Here is a 19,816-nt window from a genome sequence, read left to right on the forward strand (position 1 = left end):
TAATCCGCCCGCCGGCCATACCGGGCTCTGCTCCGTGACAACTGGGCTGATCTGCCGTTAATGGTGGGCTAATTAGCCGTGAAGAGCGGACTAATCACGCGAAATATACAGCGTCCATCAGACAGTAAATTCCGATATACGGAAATAATGATACATAAGCCGCAGATGTTCTTTTAATTCATGGATGGAAGCCATGTCAAGGTTCGAGGATGGTTCGTCCAGCAGATCAAAAAAGCAAAAATCCGAGGCGTTGTGCCTCGGACTTTGTCTACAGTCTGAGCCCATTCTGAAAAGAATAGGCTTTTTCTATTTTTCCATTACTTATTTACAGATTGTAATTGCTATTTTTGTAATCCAGTAAGAACTGATTTCAATTGCAATGACTCCTACGATCAAAAACGGAACAATCATATGAAGAAATATCGGAAGCACTGCTGTTCCCGCCTGTACAAAAACACAGAAAAAGGTAATCAGTATCACCATGCTGACTGCAACGATCAAAGTGGAAATCAGATATTCACCCATTCCTTTTTTTATCCCACATATATGAGCCACTTTGTCTCCCACTTCTTTTATGGGAACATAGGTACCAATTAGATAGCCAACTCCCATACTCAAGACAAAGCTTTGTGCGAAGGCAAGCAGCGAAAACTGTCCGTTTATTACCTGACCTGTGACGCCAAGTACAACTCCCATTACAATATTGATCAACAGATTTACTGTTGTTTTTATATCCTTCATTTTTACAGTACCGGATGCGGAATGGTTTCTACGTCAAAGTCCGCATTTCGTCCTTCTTTTATGTATGGGAATAAAGAAACAGTTGCTTTGATTCTTACCTGATTGGTACCAGGATTTCCCCATAATACTTCTACTTTTTTCCCTTCTACTGCATAATCCTGGTCAATGGTACAGATAGAGATCATCTCTCTTGTCTTTGGAGAAAGCATACGTCCGGAAGATGCTCCAATCATCTTCTCGCCATCATATACTGCATCGATATGCATACCGCCATTATTACGAACATGGTCATAGTCCATCACCATGTCGATGGTATCATACTGTTTTTCAGGATCCATGGAACCTGCAACAACTTCCAGAACAGAGCTCTTATCAAAAATCAGATGAACGCAGGTATTATGGTGCTGTTCCATCTCTTTTTCCAGTGCAGCTTTCGCCATAAATTCATGATTTTTAAAACGAATCAGGTTCTCCCAGCCCAGATCAATCGGGCTTCTGTAGATCAGTTCAGAGTCTCTTGGAATACTTCCTGAGATTACAGGCTGCGGAATAAACGGAGAAGCAAAGTGTTCGCATAACTGAGGAATACTTCCTTCACAATGTGCATTTACATATGCATAACGACCAAGCTTCTGAATGCCGTATTTTTCACCAACCTCAAGAATTGCCTGGTAGATTTCCTGTGCATGTTCGATGTTGCCATGAACTTCATACCCCAAAGTACCTGCCATGCTGGTTCTCAGGATAAACACATCATGTCCTTTGATTTTTGCATCCTCGGTGTACATAAATTTCAACCCGTGAAGATCCTGCTTACATACTTCTTCTACAATCTGAAGAGATTTCGGACCGCATAACTGGAAGAAGAAACGTTTATACTGAGTATCTTCACTGGTAAAACTATATTTTCCGCCCATCTGCTGATTAAATACTGCCGGATCCGGAAGATTTGCAAATATGAAATCTTCTTCACTTCTTCTGATCATAATACCATCACAGATAATCTTGCCATCTTCACCACAAATCACGGTATGACGAGCTTTATTTACCGGAAACTGTCTGAATGTATTGATGGAAATATACTCCATCAGGTTTAATACATCTTTTCCCTTAACATCGTAGAACATGAATGGGTTCAGACCAGCGTGAATGTAGCAGCCGTCATACCAACTGAGCTCTTCTTTTTCCCAGCGATCATACGAAAACGGATGAAGCGGCCAGCGGCCGTCATCCATCGGATGCCATACTCCTTCCGGTGCTACCAACACCTGATTTGCAGGAACATCATTCGGAATGTATGGTGCAAAGCATAACTGTGCTTCCATATTTGTCATAATAAAAACCCTCCTTATAACTCATTGTTATTCTGATATAACAATACGAAAAATAAGAAGGGCTTTGTTCGTTTTTTTATCCAAATTATGACAAACGAATTGAATTTTTATACAATACATTGCTTTTCATACTTATTACTCCATGTTATTTTGCCATACGATTCATCCTGAATGACAGTTGAAGATTGAAACATATATTTTCATCATCCAGATTAATCTGTGCAATATCCTCTGCCTTTTTCAGACGATAATATAAAGTGTTTTTATGCATATGCATAATATCTGCTGCCTTTTGAATATTTCTTCCTGCTTCGAGATATGCTTCTACGCTTTCACACAGAAAAGAACCATTCATGCGGTCGTATTCCTGGAGAGCCCTAATTGATGGATCAAGAAATTCTTTCAAGTCATATTCATGGGAAGCCAACTCCATAAAATGATACAGCACGATTTCATCGTAATAGGTTACCGGTCTTTCGATTCCCAGTTTCATATATACATTCTGAATTGCCTGCATTTCCTTAAAAGCATGCTTAATATCCATAATATCATGAAACAGTCTACTTACACCTATCCGCATCTCATAATTAGAAAAAGCATTTTTAATCTGGTCAATCAGATCCTTCCTGAAATGTTTCTTATCCAGAATGATCAAAAGACTTCCATCATAAATAATACATAAGCTGCTTGGTAAGATCGTCATCATCTTTTGACGGATATAAAACAATGACAGAGAATTTTCTCTTTTGCCCGAAAACTTAATGCCAAGTAGAATCATATCCTGCGGGATCTTCAGTTTCAATACATTACATCTTTCACGGATAGAACCCTCACTGTCCGTCTCTTCGATAATATCCTTCAGCAAATTAAAATATGGAATCGTCTGCATTGCTGTTCGCTCCCGGTACAACAATTCAAAAAGAATTGTTTTGCTGATCATTACCAGAAGATCTTTGTCTTCCTCTTTTATTTTATGTAGTTCCACAACTGTGCTTATTCCAACCGCACTGTCCTTATCTCGAATTCTACACCCCATTACACGATATGGGCTATATGGAAACTTTGCAATCACCGGATCATCATATGAAAGTATCCGTTCAATAGCACCTCCCTGTTCAGCTAAATGTAGCTTCTCAGCATCAAGATAATCATCAGGAATCAGATTTTTCCAAACACTTACTGCTTCCATCGAACTGCTTTTGGCCAATATCTTGCCACTTATATCATAGATAAACAGCGGATTCCCTAATACCTCTTCACCGATATCTGTAATGCTCTGAATTCCCTTATGTTCTATTAACGCATTTAATACTTTGTCTTTCTTCTGTGATATATCCATTACTAAAACTTCCCATAGCAAAAGTTGGCTTCGCGCTCCCGATTTTCTTCTCCCGATTTCGTATATTTCTTAACCGTCTCCAGATCATTATGTCCGAGTGCGTCCGCCACCAGATTGATGTCCTGTGTGTTTCGATACAAATTTGTCGCGTATGTCGAACGCATGGAATGTGCGTGTATACGTTCACCGCCGACCGGCACGGCATATTTTTTACAATGCGTTCAACAGAGCGTACGGTTAAGCGGGTGCGGTATCCCGCAGCTGGGTCTTTTGTGCAAATACTAAACGTCTCCCTTGTAATTTTGCGCCACTTTCCACATCTGATAGTACCTCACATACCTCAGAATCGTCCAGTGCTAGAACTTCTTTGCTTTTCTCAAGTTTTGGACTGTCTGCAAGGGCAGCAGGATTGGATGGTAAATCGTAGTATTTCTGCAGGTAGCGGTAAAACTGTCGCAAAATCGTCAATTTCTTCGACTGAGCGCTTGCGGCGTTTGTATGATACCTTTTGGTTACTTTTTGAGGATGTCGCTGATTATAAGCTACATCCGAATCTGAACGATAAGATGCTGAAAAAGCGAGATAGTTATCAATGGTTTCTTTCGGGAATCCGGATTCTTGACTTTGATATCCATGCTGCTTTACATTTTGGTGATATTCTTGCAGATATGAAACAGGGTAAAATTTTGCAAGAAAATTCAGATAGAGATAAAATGATTGCGGCACATGCTCGATCTCTTGGTTATACTTTGGTGACAAACAATACAAAGGACTTTATTCATATCAAAAACCTTTGTCTTGAGGATTGGCGCACACCGGGTGATCTTCAGGGATCAAAGTAAAAGAAAAACGGATTCCCAAACTTCAAGTCTGCTAAGCACAGCCGTAAGGCATACACTACAAACAATCAGAAAAGTACCGTTGCTATCCTGGAAGGTAAATATATCAAACTCCCTAAAATCGGCAAAGTAAAAGCGGTGATCCATCGTATTCCTGACAGCAGTTGGATGATCAAGTCTGCTACTGTATCACAAGAATCGGATGGTAAGTATTATATATCGATCCTCTTTGAATATGAAAGGATTAACCATCCGAATAGATTAAACGCAGAATCAATCCTGCATAGGCAAATGTTGAAAATCTTCCGGAATATCTCCTTTTTCCGAAAACGTCATAAACAGGTTACCATCCACATAAAGCTCATAACCATCAGAAGTTTTTTTGATGTATGCATTGTCTTCAGTAATAATCAGACCATCGGTCGGCTGTTCCTGTTGTCTGATGATCTCCATTTGGATGGTATCAGGCTCTAAAACAAAAATGAAGGAGCAGAAGGTAAGTAAACAGAACAATGCACATAAAAGCATTTTTTTATGTCCGTCTACTTTTTGATCATCATCCATAAGATGATGAATCCTGCAGGCATTGATAGAGCGTTCTCTGGAGCTGAACTTACGAGAAGCGGACGGAAAGCCCGATACCGGCTTTTTATGCATCAGTTTCTCTGTATCCAGAAGCAGACAGGCATAATGGAGTTTTTCGTCATATGTACAGTTTTCCGTGGCTTCCTCGTCTGCCAGATATTCCATAAGAAGATCCGAGTTCTTTTTCAATAGCGGGATTATGGGATTCCACCATTCAATGATACCCAGGCTCAATACAGCAATGGCTCCGGAACGTATACGGATAGTGCAAAGTCCAGAACAGATGATACCGGGTCCGGTACAACGACAGGCGGAGCAGATCCGGCTGATTACACCACCTTCGTTGATTAAGTGGAGTGCCACAATCTGATTCCGGGACAGCAGTATATTCTGGAAGCAAAGCTATGGGCAAAGCAGACCCTTCGCACAGATCAGTCTGATAACTCAGAGCGTTCTGAGGATTCTGATAACCCGTCAAGACCAGTGATTGGAAATTATCTGGATGAAAACGGATCTGTCAGATACGGACTGGTGACTGGCAGGGCGGTATTTACTGCCTCCGAAGCATCTGAAACGCAGAATGTAACGATCCGGTTTGACAGCAATTATGCTCCGGGGTCTATGATTGTAGCATTTGAAGATCTGAAAGTTGCGAACGGGGGAAATGAAAATACGGTTGCGACACACAGTGACATCAATGACGAGAAACAGAGTATCATGACACAGTTCTTCACGCATCTCCATGCAGGAGGGAGGGGTGTGTATCTGTTTTATATCATAGCTGCAACTTTTGCAGGGACAGCTGGGATTCTGATTTTGCGCAGAAGAACCGGAAAATGCACGCATCTGTAAAACCGTGGAGTATAGCAGAAAAGGGAGCCTCATATGAGACTCCCCTTTGCCTGTAGCAAATCCATTTATTTTTGAATTGTATTGCTATATATTTCCATTTGCCTGCAGAGGCTACGAATCCAATCTATCCGAATTATCCTGGAAAGCCATTCACCCGGTATCTGATTTTCGGCATAGTATAGGCCTGCCAACCCTCCTGCTACAGCAGCGGTGGTATCTGTGTCGTTTCCGAGATTAACAGCTTTCAGTACACATTCGCGGTAGCTGGTTGTTGTTATAAGACACCAGAATGCAGCGGTTATTGTATGAACCACATATCCGGAGCTGAAAATGGTTGATACATCAGCATCTGCCAGGGATTGAAGATTCCGGAGTCTGTTGTAGTAGTAAAGTTCCTTAGAAGGAATATTATCCTGGCTGAAGTAGAAGCTAAAAGCTTTATGGACACCGGTTTGCAGAAGATCCATAAGAGGAAGGCTGGCTTCTGTTTTACTTAGTTTATTGTTCAGAATCTCCCGGACACAGAAGTAATAAATACCACAGGCAACCATGGAGCGAATATGTGCATGCGTGAGGGCTGATACCTGATGGATCCAACCTACTGTCTCTTCATCTGAGAGATTTGAAGCTGCCTGCTTTTCCCAGAGGTAAATGCAGACAGGAAGGATGCGCATAAGCGAACCGTTGCCATTGGAGTTCTCACCGGTGCTTCCGCAGGACTGTACATCTTTTCCTTCTTTGAAGCGTGCAATGGCGGTGGAGCAGGAAGTTCCCATATCAAAAGCTTCGCCCTGTGGCGTGTATTCTCCGTGATCAATCCAGGCAGCAAACCGTCTCATGATATCATTCAAGTCTATAAGCGGTTCAGATCCTGAAAAGAAATCAGTATCTTCTTCACTTTCAGTACTTTTTTCGTTTTCTGATTTTTTTAATTCTACAAGACTGGCAAGTTCTGCAAGGGCCATGCTGCTGTCATCTGACCAGCTTCCGGCAGGAACGTCGTAGGTTCCAAATCCCGTCATATCCCTGACAGGGTTGATCTTCAATTCTTCTCTGGATTTAAATTCTACCGGCACACCAAGTGCATCACCGGTGACAAGACCAAGTATGCCATTCTCCCAATATCCCATATATATTACCTTTTCTGTCAGAAAAACATATTGCAATTTCGAAAAGTCAGAATCACCGACTGATTCGATACTTGTGACGAATATTTTACTTGTGTGGTTGGAGTTGATCATATGCCATTGCTATTAAATGGATTATTATAATAGTAATTCTATACACTATGGTTAATACAGTGTTCTTTTTGATATGTGGTTGGTGATACACCATAGTACTTTTTGAAAACAGAAATAAAATGCTTTGTAGATACGAATCCTAGTTTCTCTCCGATTTCATATATTTTTGTTTCAGGGAAATCTTTTAAGTAAGCTGCGGCGTGTTCCATTCGGATTTGCATAAGGTACTTGCTATATGAGATTCCTAATTTCTTATGAAAAAGATTACTTAAATAGCTACTGTTTACGTTACAGTAATCAGCCACTTCGGACAATGAGATGCTTTCACAAAAATGTTTGGTAATATACTCTTTTGCCATTTTTATGACGGGCATCGTATCCTGTGTAATCGCCTGTTCTTTCCCCATGAGGGAAAAAACAGATATATATATATCATGGAAAAAGTCATCATCAGAAATAGATCCACTGCAAGCAATACAGAAATGTGTCAGCTCTTTCCATGCAGATGTCAAGAGTTCGTCCTCAATAAGAAAACGATCGGTAATACTCTGAATCATATAGCATCCAATTTCCCAAAGTGTGGAGGAATTCTTGTGGGGAACCAGATTGCATAACTGATCTATATCTATCCGTAGAGTGGTATCGTTTGAATCGGCAAAGTCAGAAAGAATCCTCTTATTTCTTTTTTCAAATTCAATAAGTTGTTGCTGATATTTATCTAATAAGGTGTAGGAATACAAGTCGTTCGAAGCAAAGAGTGGTAATGAACGCAAATTAGCAATACTTGAAAGGGAAAAGGATAAATCCATACTGTCATCGACAATGCGTCCAGCAAATAAATTTGTGTCCTTTGCAAAGTTGAAAGAGGAGGAAAAAGTTTTTTGAAATTCATGGAGATTTTCAATAAGGATCTCCTTACTTTCTCCTTCCGCTACAATATAGGTATCACCATTGTTTCCCAAAAAGGAAGTCCAGTTGTATTTCTTGCATAAAGAAGCAATGGTGAGATTTAATTGATAATTGCGAGAGTGTGCCTCCGTGGGAAGAACAGCGTTATCACGGGCAATAGGCAGCATAGCGCCCAGCAGAACACAGGCATATGGAAGCATGGGTGTAGTATCTGTATTAGAGAATATTTTATAACCTTGATATATTCCATCGCTGTCATCTTCCAATATTGCACGAAATAACATTGCACGAGGATTGGTACGTTCCTCTGCGGTTGGGTTGGCAAGTAACATAGGCATATATTTTTGTAGGCGTTCTTTAATATCATCTAGCAGTTTAATAAGATCATCATCTACCAGGGGTTTTAACAGATAGTCCTTTACCCCATATTGAATAGCTTTTCTTGCATAAGAAAAATCATCGAAACCGGAAATAATTATTACAATTGTTTCCGGGTAATTCTCATATATGAACTTGGCTAGACTTAATCCATCCATACCAGGCATCTTGATGTCAGTAATAACAACATCGTAAGAAGCTTGTTTAAGATATTCCATTGCTTCGATTCCATCCCGCGCCGTGTGAGGAACATCGAAACAAGATGAATGTTTAGGAATGCTTTTTGAGAGCCACATACGCATAAGAGGCTCATCATCAACAACAAGGATATGATTCATTAGGATACCTCATTCTTTATGATCGGAAGGCTTATAGAAACTGTTGTACCATTGTCAGAGGAAAGAATATCCAGAGATGCAGAGTCCCCATATTTCAGCCGAAGTCGTTTGGCAATATTAACTAAGCCAATGTTGCCTATATGAGCTGTTTCAGATTCGTCGTGGATAGGGACATTGATGCGTTGGCGCAAGAGTTTCAGGGTTTCTGCATTTATACCAGGACCATTATCAGATACTTGGATAGAATAATGGTCATGATTTATACAGGAAGCTATATGAATTACAGTTTGCCCACGATTTTGTTCGCAAGCGTATTTAATAGCGTTTTCAATCAAAGGTTGTATGGTTAGTGACGGGATCTGTTCATTGTATAGATTAGAAGCAATAAATATGTCATATTGAAGTCGATCCTGATAACGTAGTTGTACGAGTTTTAAATACGCCTGACAAATTTCAATTTCTTTTTGCAGTGAAATATCTTTAGAAACATTCATAACTCCGCCTAAAAACGAGGAGAAAGATTCTATAGCAATAATTGCGGTATCATACTCTTCGCATTTAATAAGAAGACTGATTGTATTCAGAGTGTTATAAAGAAAATGCGGACGAATTTGGCTACACAAAGAATTGTACTGTGCTTCTTTTGCTAAATACTGTGCCTGATAGATTTCTTTTGCCAAGAGCGCATTTCGTTTAATGACATTTTGTAATGCCTCAGTCATTTGGTTGAATGACTTGGCTAAGTAACCAACTTCATCGTTCGTAGTGACGTGAGCCTTTACGGTCAAATCGCCATCTTCAACGTGTTGCATGAGTCCAACAATCTCAAACAATTGTTGTGTGAATTTTTTAATGATGATGTGAAACCCAATGTCAGCAAGCATGATACAAAATATCGCTAGTGCAACAGTCTTCATAAGATTGGAGCGCAGCGGAGCCATCAAAGTGTGGTAAGAGTGTAATGCCACGATGTTTATGCTGTAATTAGAGAGCGAAAGTACATTTACCAAGTACTTTTGGTTATTCAATACAATAATCCCAGATTGTCTGAATTTATCTCCGTCTACCATTGCTTCCTCTAAACCGCTTGGAATAGGGGCAGAGCGATAAAGCACTTGATTTCTGGAATTCATAATCAATAGCAGTCCACCTGCATTTAAATTGATTTTATTGCATATTTTACTGATACCAGAGTAATCTGCATCGACTTTTACAACTCCGATAGTTTTATTATTGTCATTCTTACTTCTGAGCTGGCGAACAACTGAAAAAACAGCAGTTGGCTTTTCACCGTATACTTTTTCCAATTGTGGTTCAACAAACAAGGGTTTGGTGGTTTTTTTTGCCTCTTTATACCAGGAACTTTCTGTGTAAGTAGCAAGATCCGGCATATCATTAGGAGTACGCGTATAACTGTATAGAGAATTATCGTTTGCAATGTATACGCGGAGGACTTCACTCCGAGGAAGAGTCATAACCGAGGAAAGAAAACTTTCCACGATTCGTTTGGAATATAGTGTGTTGCTGGTATTCGTCGGTGGATACTCCAATTGAGTAAGAACTTCATCATTATAATAAGGAGTAAGTGTAAGACGATACAGCTCATCCATGTAAGTACTGACATTTGTTCCGGCTTGCTCTATGGTTTGCTGGGTTTGAGCAATCGTCTGCTCTTGAAGTTGTCGGGCGTTCCAGCGGTATGTAAGGTAAGTTATTGCCAAAATAACAGCAAGATTTACTATACTGATAGCAAGAAGCAACCTGGTTTTAAATGATTTTTTTAATGGATTAATAGTCAATTTGATCAATTTTAGCACTCTCCTTTAAAGATAATTATATACTTATGAGGGTATAATGTGCAATAAATCAGCTAAATCCCAAAAAAACTGAAACCTTCATCTAAAAATTTGGGTATTTATTACAAACACAACTCCGCGCTACAATAATGACATAAGGGAGGCGCGCTTCAAGATGATTTCCGAATTTCAAACTGATCAATTTGAAATTCAAATCAAGTACGAGGGAGGAAGACTATGAAATTTCGTAAGATTGCTGCGATGACGATGGTGGTGGCAATGATCAGTGGCACATTAGCTGGTTGTGGCGGTGCAACTAGTAGTAAGGATTCTAGCAGTGCAGATTCTAACATAGCAAATACTGCTTCTACAGCAGAAAACACTGAAACTTCCGGTAAAAAAGTGAACCTCAAATTTTTTACCGGTAAAATCGAAACAGTTGATGTGATGAATGAGATCATTGATGATTTCAATGCATCTCAGGACCATATTGTTGTTGAGCAAGAATATCAAAAAGATGCCAGTAACGTTATTAAAATAAAATTTGCTTCCAACGAAGTACCGGATATTATGACTACATATGAACAAGGTTATGTCGATGAAGGCAAGTATATGGACATTTCGGATTTGAATGAGTTCTGGGATCGTATGTCTCCTGATATGAAAACTGCTTGTACAGATGTAAATTCTGGAAAAGTCTATCGTATCTGCACGAACATGACAACGGCAGGTTTCTTTTACAACAAAGATATTTTAAGCAAAGCTGGTTATACCGAGTTTCCGACAGAATGGACTGACTTTGAAACCATGCTTGAGACCATCAAAGAGAAGGAACCCGATGTCACCCCTTGGTTTATCTTTGGTAGCGAAGCTTGGCATCTTGGTCATCTGATTGAGTTTATTCCTCATGGCTATATCAAGTCAACACTGGGTGCTGTTGAAGCTAAAAAGGCTTTCTTGGCTAATGATCAGGATAAGCTCCGGTTCGCAGCAGCAGATGGTCCGATGGCAGTGTTTGCCGAGGACATGCTTGACCTCCAGAATAAAGGTCTTATCAATTCAGATGTACTTACTGCCACAAACGACAACTGTGTGCAGGATTTCGTCAATGGTAAAGCCGCTATGTTTAGTAATGGTATGTGGGCACTTTCCGGCTTACTGGAAGCTAACCCTGATATGGCAGATAAAATCGGTTTTGCACCGTATCCCGCTTACATGCCAAACTCTAAACCAGTTGTTTTGAGCGCAGAGGATTCAGGCTATTGTATTTCTGCTACGACCGAGCACAAAAAGGAGTGCATTGAATTCCTGAATTTCCTGTTCAAACCCGAAAATCAAAAGAAATATAGTGAGGTCGCAAAGGCTCCTAGTGCGTTTAATGATGTTGATGCTGAATGGGCACCTGAAAACATTGTGAAAGAAGTTGATGATGCTCTGAAGAACGCTGTCAATATCGGTTTCACCAATGAGAAGCCAGCCGGGTTCTCTGGTGACGATGCAGGTCGTATGGTGCAGGAATTGCTGGCTGGTCAGTATACTCCTACCGAGTTCGCCGAGGCATATGAAAAAGCCTGGACTGATGGCATGTCATCTTAAGGACTTTTTTACTTGTCGTACCTAGTAAAATCCAATTATTAAAAAGCAAGCAGAGGCGCACCACATAATTCACTGTGCGTCTCTTACTTTATAGATGCAGGTATACTACATGAAAAATAGAAAAATCGGTCTATATACTTTTATGGCTGTTCCCGCTTTTGTTTTATATTGCCTTTTTTTTATCTATCCATTGACTAAAGGAATTGGTATGAGCCTTACAAACTGGAATGGCTATGGCCAAGCTGAATTTATTGGCTTGAAAAATTTTGTGGATTTTTTTAAGGACAGCCGTGCTATTTCGGATATAAAAACAACCGTCCTCTTTGCTTTGGGCAGCGCACCGTTACTCAACATTGTCGGTTTACTATATGCACTTCTAATGAACAGTAAGTTCAAAGGAAAATCTGTCGCAAGAGCCTGTATTTATATGCCGGCTATTATCAGCCCGTTGATAATGGGTTACATCTGGTATCTGCTTCTCCAACCTGAACGTGGCGTTCTTTTCAATATAATGAACCGGATGGGGCATCCTGAATGGTTTCCTAACTGGATGAGAAGTTATACATCTGAAATTATTGTGCTCATTCTTGTGAACGTTTGGCAATATGCCGGCATGACAATGATAATTTATTTGGCAGGTTTAGAGAATATTTCACAAGATCTGTACGATGCAGCAATGATGGATGGTGCTAGCAGTCGGCAGAGTTTTCGCTTTATTACACTGCCGTTGCTGGTGCCATCTATTCGTATCAATGTAGTTACAAATATCATTGGTTCACTTTCGGTGTTCGATATTGTCATGTCACTGACAAGTGGCGGACCTGGCTATCAAACAGAAACATTAAGTATCTATATAATGCGTATGTGCTACGGCAATAAGACGGGTTATTCTACGGCAGTTGCTATGATTATGTTCCTAATTGTTTTGGTTCCTGTTTTGATCTCGTTGCGACTAACACGCACGAAAGATTGATATGATATTTGGTGGTGATTAATAATGAAATCGAAGACATCTTTTCTTCGTTATTTGGTGATTATTTTGATTTGTCTGCTTTGCCTTTGCCCATTTGTGGTTTTGTTGATTTTATCGCTTAATAAACCGGGCAGTAATATGTATGAGGGCAATGTTCTGATTCCAGATTTTTATTTTGGAAATTATGCAGAAGGGTGGGCTAAATCCAATATTGGCCGCGCAATGATCAACTCTGGCATTATTACTCTGATCGCGTTACTGCTGATTGTTTTCCTTGGAGCAATGGCTGGTTATGCAGTTGCCAGATATCCGAACAAGTTTAATCGTACAGTATTCAATATTATGCTTTGCTGCATGATGATTCCTGGAATTATCAATACAGTACCACTTTACACTTTGATGATTAAGATCAAAGCAGTCAATACATTGTGGGGTATGTCCTGTGTTTGTGCAACGCTTGCTCTCCCACAGGCGGTTTTTGTTTTCTCTAGCTTTATCCGTGCATTGCCAAAAGAACTTGAGGAAGCTGCAGTAATGGATGGATGTACACAGTTTATGGCTTTTTGGCGAATTGTTTTTCCGCTTCTGAGGCCGTCTATTTCGGCTGTTGTTATTTTAAATGGCTTTGGTATCTGGAATAATTATTCGCAGGCGGTATTTTTCCTGCAAAGTAGTGACAAACATAATGTACCGCAGGCACTGTCCGTATATTTTCAGCAGTTTGCAGGTGCGAAATGGAATTTGATGGCTGCTACAGCAGTTATTGCCATTGTGCCGGTTGTTGTAGTTTTCCTTGTTTTCCAGAAGAGCCTGATGAAAGGGCTTACGGAAGGCGCTATCAAGGGGTAAGGAATAAGATGGACATTTATCCTTTAAAAGCACAGTTTGGTATAGATGAAACAGTAAATCTTTGCATCATATGTGATGAGGTGTTGCCTGTATCTGTTCATATCCATGTGTTATTTCTCTCTAAAACTATCAAGGAGCAAAACCTTGTTTTGACAGAGAAAAAAACGATAGTATCCGTAGGTTCGTTTTCTGCAACCTTTGCTGGATATGGCGTAAATGTTTATCAGCAAGGCAATTTAGAAAAACCAATATTACAGACTGCTTTTGATGTTGCCGAATCTTCCCGAAAAGTTTTACGGTATGGCTTCTTAAGCGACTTTACAGAAGGTGACCGCAACAATGGGGCACTGGAATGGCTGTTAAAATGCCATATTAATTTGGTTCAGTTTTATGACTGGTCTTACCGTCACGATTGCCTTGTGTCTCCGCATGAGGATTATCATGATATGATGGGAAAGGAAATATCCAGAAGTACAGTCAAAGCAAAAATCGTAAAGGCCAAAAAAATGGGAATGCACCCGACTGCATATGGAGCTGTGTATGCTGCCAGTAAAGTATTTTTTGAAAAGCATCCGAGATGGGCATTCTACAATTCCTGTCAGGATCCATTTGTGTTTATTGATGTGTTCTATATTATGAATATTGCAAAAGGGTCGCCTTGGAGGGAACATCTTTTTAGCGAATATCAAGATGCAATAACCATCATGGGTTTTTCTGGCATTCATATGGATACTTATGGATTTCCCAAAACGGCATATTCTCATTTAGACACAACTCCGAAGAAAATCAAATTGGAAGATGAGTTTCCTTCTCTTATTGATGAAGCACGCGAAAATGTACATGGTGAGGAAGAACCTTACTTGATTTTCAATAATGTTGGAGCATGGCCTGTCTATAAGACAGCCGATAGAAAACAAGATGCTGTCTATATTGAGGTGTGGCCGCCTTACGACAGGTATGCTAGTATCGCCCAGCTTATTCGGGATGCAAGAAATTATGCAAAAGATGATAAAAGCATTATTCTGGCAGCCTATCTGAAGCCATTTCGTGAGGGTAAACGTGAAAAAGCCCTCCCTGCAGCCAAGTTGTTGATGGGGACTATTGTTTCAAATGGGGCCACACATCTTTTTACAGGTGAAAACCAAGCGGCATTGACACAAGGATATTACAGTGATTATACGAAGTTCAGTGATTCAGAGGCAGAAACTGTCAGACGATACTATGATTATATGATTCGTTATGAAAATTTGTTCTTTGATCCTGAATTGCTAGATGTGACAATGACGCATACTGGCTGGGATAACTATGAGTATAAGTGCACCAGCCATAATGTGAGTTCTTACGGTGAAGCTGGAAAAATCTGGATGATTCTTCGTGAAAAAGATGATCGCAAGTGCATTTATTTGCTCAATTTGTGCGGACAACATGAAGATTATTGGAACGAAGGTAAAGAGGAGGCGAATATCCAAAAAGATATCAAGTTTACCGTACAGGTAGATACTCCGGTTGAAAGAGTCTGCTTTAGTAGCCCTGATGGTGAAAATATGGATGTAGTAGAGCTTTATTTTACAGAACATGCTACTAAAATTGGCAATTTTATTGATTTTAAAGTACCATATCTGAACTATTGGACAACTATTTGGATTGACACAAGAAAGGAAACGATATGAAAAAGCATTCTTTTATAAAAATGACTTCCATTGTACTTTCCCTTTGCATTGCATTAGGCATATTCCCCGCAACAACTTTTGCTGAGGATGTCAATACACCATCCATTACAAAAGCATATGTTGATAAAGCTACTTATACACCAGGAGAGTCAGCAACGATTTATTTTGATGTTAGTGGCGCGACTGGAATGAAGACAGCGCATGTTCAAATTACCCACCTCAATGAGACTGTTTGGGAAAAGGATGTAACATTTACCGCAAATGGTGGGAAGACAACAGTTCCAATCAGCTGGACTCCGCCGGAAACAGATCATCAAGGATATTTGGTAACAATTACGATTGATGGAAAACAAATCGTTTCAGCAATTGATGTGTCTAGTGATGTGACAACTTATCCCCGTTATGGATATAGTGTAGATTTTATGCCAGGTGAGTCTCCCGCTGAGAGCAACGCAATGATGAAAGAACTCGCTCAAGTTTACCATGTTAATATTGTACAATATTATGACTGGATGTATCGGCATGAAAAAATTCTTCCTGATGAGGGTAATGAGTGGGTCGATATGTTTGGACATACCCTCTCAAAACAGACAATTCAGCAGCGTATTGATGCTGGTCACGCCTATAATCAAAAGGCAATGGCTTATCAGATGTCTTATATGGCACGTGAAGGATATACAGAAAATGGTGTAGATCCTAAGTGGGGACTATACTCCAGTAAAACAAATCATAATATAAATTATGATCCTTCTGACAATAATACGATTTCTGGAATTGGGCAGTATCTCTTTCCTCTGGAAGGAAAACCTGCACCGTTACTTATGACGTTTAATCCATTAAATACGGATTGGCAGAATTATATGGCGAACCAGTATAAAGGCGCCATTAATAATTTGGGATTCGATGGAATTCAGATCGATCAGATGGGTGATTTTTGGGGTAAAAATGCACGATATTATGATTATTATGGCAATTCTGTGAATTTGGGAGAGTCTTTTGCGCCGTTTACCAATGCAATCAAGCGTCAACTCATAGAAAATAACAGTTCTAAGAATATTGTTACAATGAATGCTGTTAATGGTGGAGTAGAAGATTACTTTTCATCAAAAAGTATTATTTCTAAGGCAAATACTGATTTTGCTTTTAGTGAGTTGTGGGGCAACAGTGATACATATAAAAAGGTAAATGATTTTATTAACTGGCAGAAGTTGCAGGACGGTGGAAAAGCTATTGTGCTGGCAGCCTATATGAATCAATACGACATCAATGATACATCTTATTCATATAGCAATGCAAGGTTGACCGGTGTCCATACAAACAGCGAAAGTGGTGTTACCTATATTACAGGATTTGATGAGGTTGGAGATCGGGCAGAAATAACGATTGAAGCGCCTGAAGATGGAAATTATTCTCTCGTTTTCCTGGCTGCCAATGGTACGGATACACAAGCAAGTAAAAGTATATATTTAGATGGAACAAAGTACATGACTGCATATTTTGATTCTACAAGAAATGGAATTATCCCTGCAGAGCCAGATTGGTATTACTATTCTTATGATGCTTCTTTTACTGCTCCTAAAAATTTATACTTAACAAAAGGAATGCATACATTGTCCATTCAGCAAGATGCTGATGATAAGGGAGGAGATATTCGGCTTCAGACAGTTACTCTTGGGTTGTATGATGAAAATTCTGTCCGTCTGACTAATGCTGCAATTGCAGCAAGTGGTGCAATGCACATTGAAATGGGAAGCGGAATGTCTACAACATCAAATAGCGATAAGAACTTTAACGATGTATCTATGCTTGGGAATCCCTATTATCCGAAAGCAGCGAAATCGATGATCTCTAGTCTTAAAAAAGCAATGTATAATCAGTATCAGTTTATTACCGCTTATGAGAATTTGCTCTATGATAAGGATGTTTTGCCATCGGATACAGGATTTCAAAACATCAGTATTTCAAACGAAACAATTTCTGGCGATGCAAAACCGGGCACAATTTGGTATGTTATTAAGAATAAAGGTGATGAATATGGTATGATTCACCTGGTTAACCTGACGGGTGAAAATGATGAAGATTGGCGAAATGTTACTGGCACGCCCAACACGAAGAAGAATTTAACAGTTAAGTATTATATCCCACAATATAAGGATGTAAGTGGGGTTTATTGTGCTACTCCGGACACAGATTGTATCAGTACTGATCTGACATATAATGTGCAAACAGATGGAGCCGGGAAGTATATTGAAATCCAGGTTCCGTCACTTGAATATTGGGATATGATTTATATCCGTTATAACGACAATACTCCGACAGGGACTGTCGAAGCAGAGGATTCAATTCTTACAAATGTATCCAAGAACACTAATCATAGTGGATATTCCGGAACAGGATTTGTTGATTCTTATGGTGAAGCAGGTGATGCTGTCACAATGGACTTTTTTGTTCCTGAGACTGGTGATTATAAGCTTTCCTTAGTTTATTCTGCAGCCGTGGATGGCACACCAAAACGTGAATTGTATATCAATGGATACGGATATGGTAGCATTTCTTTCCCACGAACAGGCAACTGGGAGGAATGGAGTACAAGCGAGGCTACAGTTCATCTTCGTGCAGGTATTCAGCGCATGGTAGTTTATTGTGGTAATGCCAACGATGGATATATAAATCTTGACTGCCTTCATATCTCGAAATCTGTGTAAAGGAGTGTGGGCAATGAAGACAACTGAAAAAAGCCTCTGGTGGAAAAGTGCGGTAATCTATCAAATCTACCCACGCAGCTTTCAGGACAGCAACGGCGATGGAATCGGTGACATACCAGGTATTATCAGCCGCCTGGATTATTTAGCTGATCTGGGGATCGATGCGATCTGGCTCAGCCCGGTCTATCGTTCACCGCAGGACGATAATGGGTACGACATTTCAGATTATTGTGATGTTGATCCTATGTTTGGAACATTGACCGATATGGATGCCTTGATTAGTGAGGCGGGGAAGCGGCACATCCGTATTATTATGGATTTAGTATTGAACCATTCTTCGGATGAGCATCCTTGGTTTATACAGGCGAGGAAAAGCAGAGACAATCCCTTCCACGATTACTATATCTGGCGAGATGGAAGCAAGGATGTACCACCAAACGACATGAAAGCCTGCTTTGGTGGTCCTGCCTGGACCTGGGTACCAAGTGTACAGCAATACTATTTCCACCAGTTTTCCGTAAAACAACCCGATTTGAATTGGGATAATCCTAAAGTCCGGAAAGAGATCTATAAAATCATCAATTTCTGGATTGAACGTGGTGTTGGCGGCTTCCGGCTGGATGTGATTGACCAGATTGCGAAAGAGCCGGATTTGAAAATCACAAACAATGGGCCTATGCTGCATGCATACATTCGTGAGATGAACAGGCATACATTCGGAGGAACCGATCTTGTGACGGTGGGCGAAGCATGGGGAGCTACTGTGGAAGACGCAAAAATCTATAGCGACCCCAGTGGACGGGAATTCTCTATGGTTTTCCAATTTGAGCACATTGGGTTAGACCAGATCCCCGGAAAAGAGAAGTGGGATCTGGCACCATTGGATTGGATAAAACTCAAGAAGGTTCTTAGCAAGTGGCAAATTGGACTACATGGCTGCGGCTGGAACAGTTTGTTTTGGAACAACCATGATCTTCCGAGAATCGTATCCCGTTGGGGTGATGATGGGAAATTCCGTATAAAATCTGCAAAAATGCTGGCTACTCTGCTGTATGGTATGCAGGGAACGCCTTATATTTACCAGGGAGAAGAACTGGGCATGACAAATGCTTCGTATGATATATCGGATTATCGGGATATTGAAACGTTGCATATGTACAGGGAGAGACTTGCTAAAGGTTATTCCGAGGCCGATGTCATGCGGTCCATTCATGCAAAGGGGCGTGATAATGCGAGAACACCGATGCAGTGGGATAACAGTAAGAATGCCGGGTTTAGCGATGGAGAACCATGGTTGAGAGTGAATCCTAATTATATGCAAATCAATGCGGAAGATGAGACCCATACCAATGATTCTGTATTTGCCTATTACAAAGACCTTATTGCCCTTCGTAAGAAATATCCTATTTTTATTGAGGGAGATTATCAACTCCTTATGAGTGATAATCCAGATATATTTGCATATAAAAGGACATGGAAAGAGCAGACACTGTATGTTATTTGCAATATTGGTGCAAAGGAATTGAAAGAGGTGATTCCTAAGGATTATACACACGGAACACTTCTGAAAAGTAATTATGCAGAGCCGGGGTCATATTTGAAACCGTATGAGGCCCGGATTTATCTGAAGTAGCGCATTTGAAATAATTAGTATTTATTTTACTTTGGCAT

At 40.1% G+C, this 19,816-nt stretch carries 16 protein-coding genes; 8 read left to right on the forward strand and 8 right to left on the reverse strand.

Annotated elements, in window-relative coordinates:
• Positions 1 to 321: 321 nt before the first annotated feature.
• The 4 genes from ACTQ3A_RS12570 to ACTQ3A_RS12585 all read right to left on the reverse strand — a co-directional run bounded on the left by ACTQ3A_RS12570 (position 322) and on the right by ACTQ3A_RS12585 (position 3,614).
• Entirely contained in the window at positions 322 to 741 is a 420-nt protein-coding gene (locus ACTQ3A_RS12570) for a hypothetical protein (RefSeq protein WP_441495043.1), read from the reverse strand.
• 2 nt (positions 742 to 743) lie between these two features.
• Positions 744 to 2,075, reverse strand: coding sequence for a hypothetical protein (locus ACTQ3A_RS12575; protein ID WP_441495044.1), 1,332 nt, complete (start codon positions 2,073 to 2,075; stop codon positions 744 to 746).
• Positions 2,076 to 2,220: 145 nt separating this feature from the next.
• On the reverse strand, positions 2,221 to 3,414 hold the full coding sequence (locus ACTQ3A_RS12580; RefSeq protein WP_441495045.1) for a PucR family transcriptional regulator: 1,194 nt from the start codon (positions 3,412 to 3,414) through the stop codon (positions 2,221 to 2,223).
• Between the two features lie 2 nt (positions 3,415 to 3,416).
• Entirely contained in the window at positions 3,417 to 3,614 is a 198-nt protein-coding gene (locus ACTQ3A_RS12585) for a site-specific integrase (protein ID WP_441495046.1), read from the reverse strand.
• 153 nt (positions 3,615 to 3,767) lie between these two features.
• Between ACTQ3A_RS12585 and ACTQ3A_RS12590 the strand changes: the two genes are divergently transcribed.
• A complete protein-coding gene (locus ACTQ3A_RS12590) occupies positions 3,768 to 4,256 on the forward strand; it encodes a type II toxin-antitoxin system VapC family toxin (RefSeq protein ID WP_441495334.1) in 489 nt (162 codons plus the stop codon).
• Positions 4,257 to 4,526: 270 nt separating this feature from the next.
• On the opposite strand, the gene ACTQ3A_RS12595 is transcribed toward ACTQ3A_RS12590, so the two are convergent.
• On the reverse strand, positions 4,527 to 5,003 hold the full coding sequence (locus ACTQ3A_RS12595) for a hypothetical protein (RefSeq protein ID WP_441495048.1): 477 nt from the start codon (positions 5,001 to 5,003) through the stop codon (positions 4,527 to 4,529).
• A gap of 186 nt (positions 5,004 to 5,189) precedes the next feature.
• On the opposite strand from ACTQ3A_RS12595, the gene ACTQ3A_RS12600 reads away from it, so the two are divergent.
• Positions 5,190 to 5,690, forward strand: coding sequence for a hypothetical protein (locus ACTQ3A_RS12600; RefSeq protein ID WP_441495049.1), 501 nt, complete (start codon positions 5,190 to 5,192; stop codon positions 5,688 to 5,690).
• Positions 5,691 to 5,755: 65 nt separating this feature from the next.
• Here the strand turns inward: ACTQ3A_RS12600 and ACTQ3A_RS12605 are convergent, their stop codons facing one another.
• The 3 genes from ACTQ3A_RS12605 to ACTQ3A_RS12615 all read right to left on the reverse strand — a co-directional run bounded on the left by ACTQ3A_RS12605 (position 5,756) and on the right by ACTQ3A_RS12615 (position 10,364).
• Positions 5,756 to 6,820, reverse strand: a complete 1,065-nt coding sequence (locus ACTQ3A_RS12605; RefSeq protein ID WP_441495050.1) for an ADP-ribosylglycohydrolase family protein — start codon at positions 6,818 to 6,820, stop codon at positions 5,756 to 5,758.
• 149 nt (positions 6,821 to 6,969) lie between these two features.
• Positions 6,970 to 8,556: a response regulator transcription factor gene (locus tag ACTQ3A_RS12610; RefSeq protein ID WP_441495051.1), complete on the reverse strand. Its 1,587-nt coding sequence runs from the start codon at positions 8,554 to 8,556 to the stop codon at positions 6,970 to 6,972.
• Positions 8,556 to 10,364: a cache domain-containing sensor histidine kinase gene (locus tag ACTQ3A_RS12615; protein WP_441495052.1), complete on the reverse strand. Its 1,809-nt coding sequence runs from the start codon at positions 10,362 to 10,364 to the stop codon at positions 8,556 to 8,558. The genes ACTQ3A_RS12610 and ACTQ3A_RS12615 overlap by 1 nt, the downstream gene beginning before the upstream one ends.
• A gap of 225 nt (positions 10,365 to 10,589) precedes the next feature.
• Between ACTQ3A_RS12615 and ACTQ3A_RS12620 the strand changes: the two genes are divergently transcribed.
• The 6 genes from ACTQ3A_RS12620 (at position 10,590) to ACTQ3A_RS12645 (ending at position 19,778) form a co-directional block, all read left to right on the forward strand.
• A complete protein-coding gene (locus tag ACTQ3A_RS12620) occupies positions 10,590 to 11,948 on the forward strand; it encodes an ABC transporter substrate-binding protein (RefSeq protein ID WP_441495053.1) in 1,359 nt (452 codons plus the stop codon).
• 109 nt (positions 11,949 to 12,057) lie between these two features.
• Positions 12,058 to 12,921: a carbohydrate ABC transporter permease gene (locus ACTQ3A_RS12625; protein WP_441495054.1), complete on the forward strand. Its 864-nt coding sequence runs from the start codon at positions 12,058 to 12,060 to the stop codon at positions 12,919 to 12,921.
• A 57-nt stretch (positions 12,922 to 12,978) separates the two neighbouring features.
• Positions 12,979 to 13,770, forward strand: a complete 792-nt coding sequence (locus ACTQ3A_RS12630) for a carbohydrate ABC transporter permease (protein WP_441495335.1) — start codon at positions 12,979 to 12,981, stop codon at positions 13,768 to 13,770.
• Positions 13,656 to 15,440 carry a glycoside hydrolase family 66 protein gene (locus ACTQ3A_RS12635; RefSeq protein WP_441495056.1) on the forward strand — a complete coding sequence of 595 codons (1,785 nt, stop codon included), beginning with the start codon at positions 13,656 to 13,658 and terminating at the stop codon, positions 15,438 to 15,440. Before ACTQ3A_RS12630 ends, ACTQ3A_RS12635 begins: the two co-directional genes overlap by 115 nt.
• Entirely contained in the window at positions 15,437 to 18,145 is a 2,709-nt protein-coding gene (locus ACTQ3A_RS12640) for a glycoside hydrolase family 66 protein (RefSeq protein ID WP_441495057.1), read from the forward strand. The genes ACTQ3A_RS12635 and ACTQ3A_RS12640 overlap by 4 nt, the downstream gene beginning before the upstream one ends.
• 13 nt (positions 18,146 to 18,158) lie before the next feature.
• Entirely contained in the window at positions 18,159 to 19,778 is a 1,620-nt protein-coding gene (locus ACTQ3A_RS12645; RefSeq protein WP_441495058.1) for a glycoside hydrolase family 13 protein, read from the forward strand.
• Positions 19,779 to 19,816 lie beyond the last annotated feature (38 nt).

Source organism: Bilifractor sp. LCP21S3_F8 (genome assembly GCF_052117805.1).
Classification (GTDB): domain Bacteria; phylum Bacillota; class Clostridia; order Lachnospirales; family Lachnospiraceae; genus Bilifractor.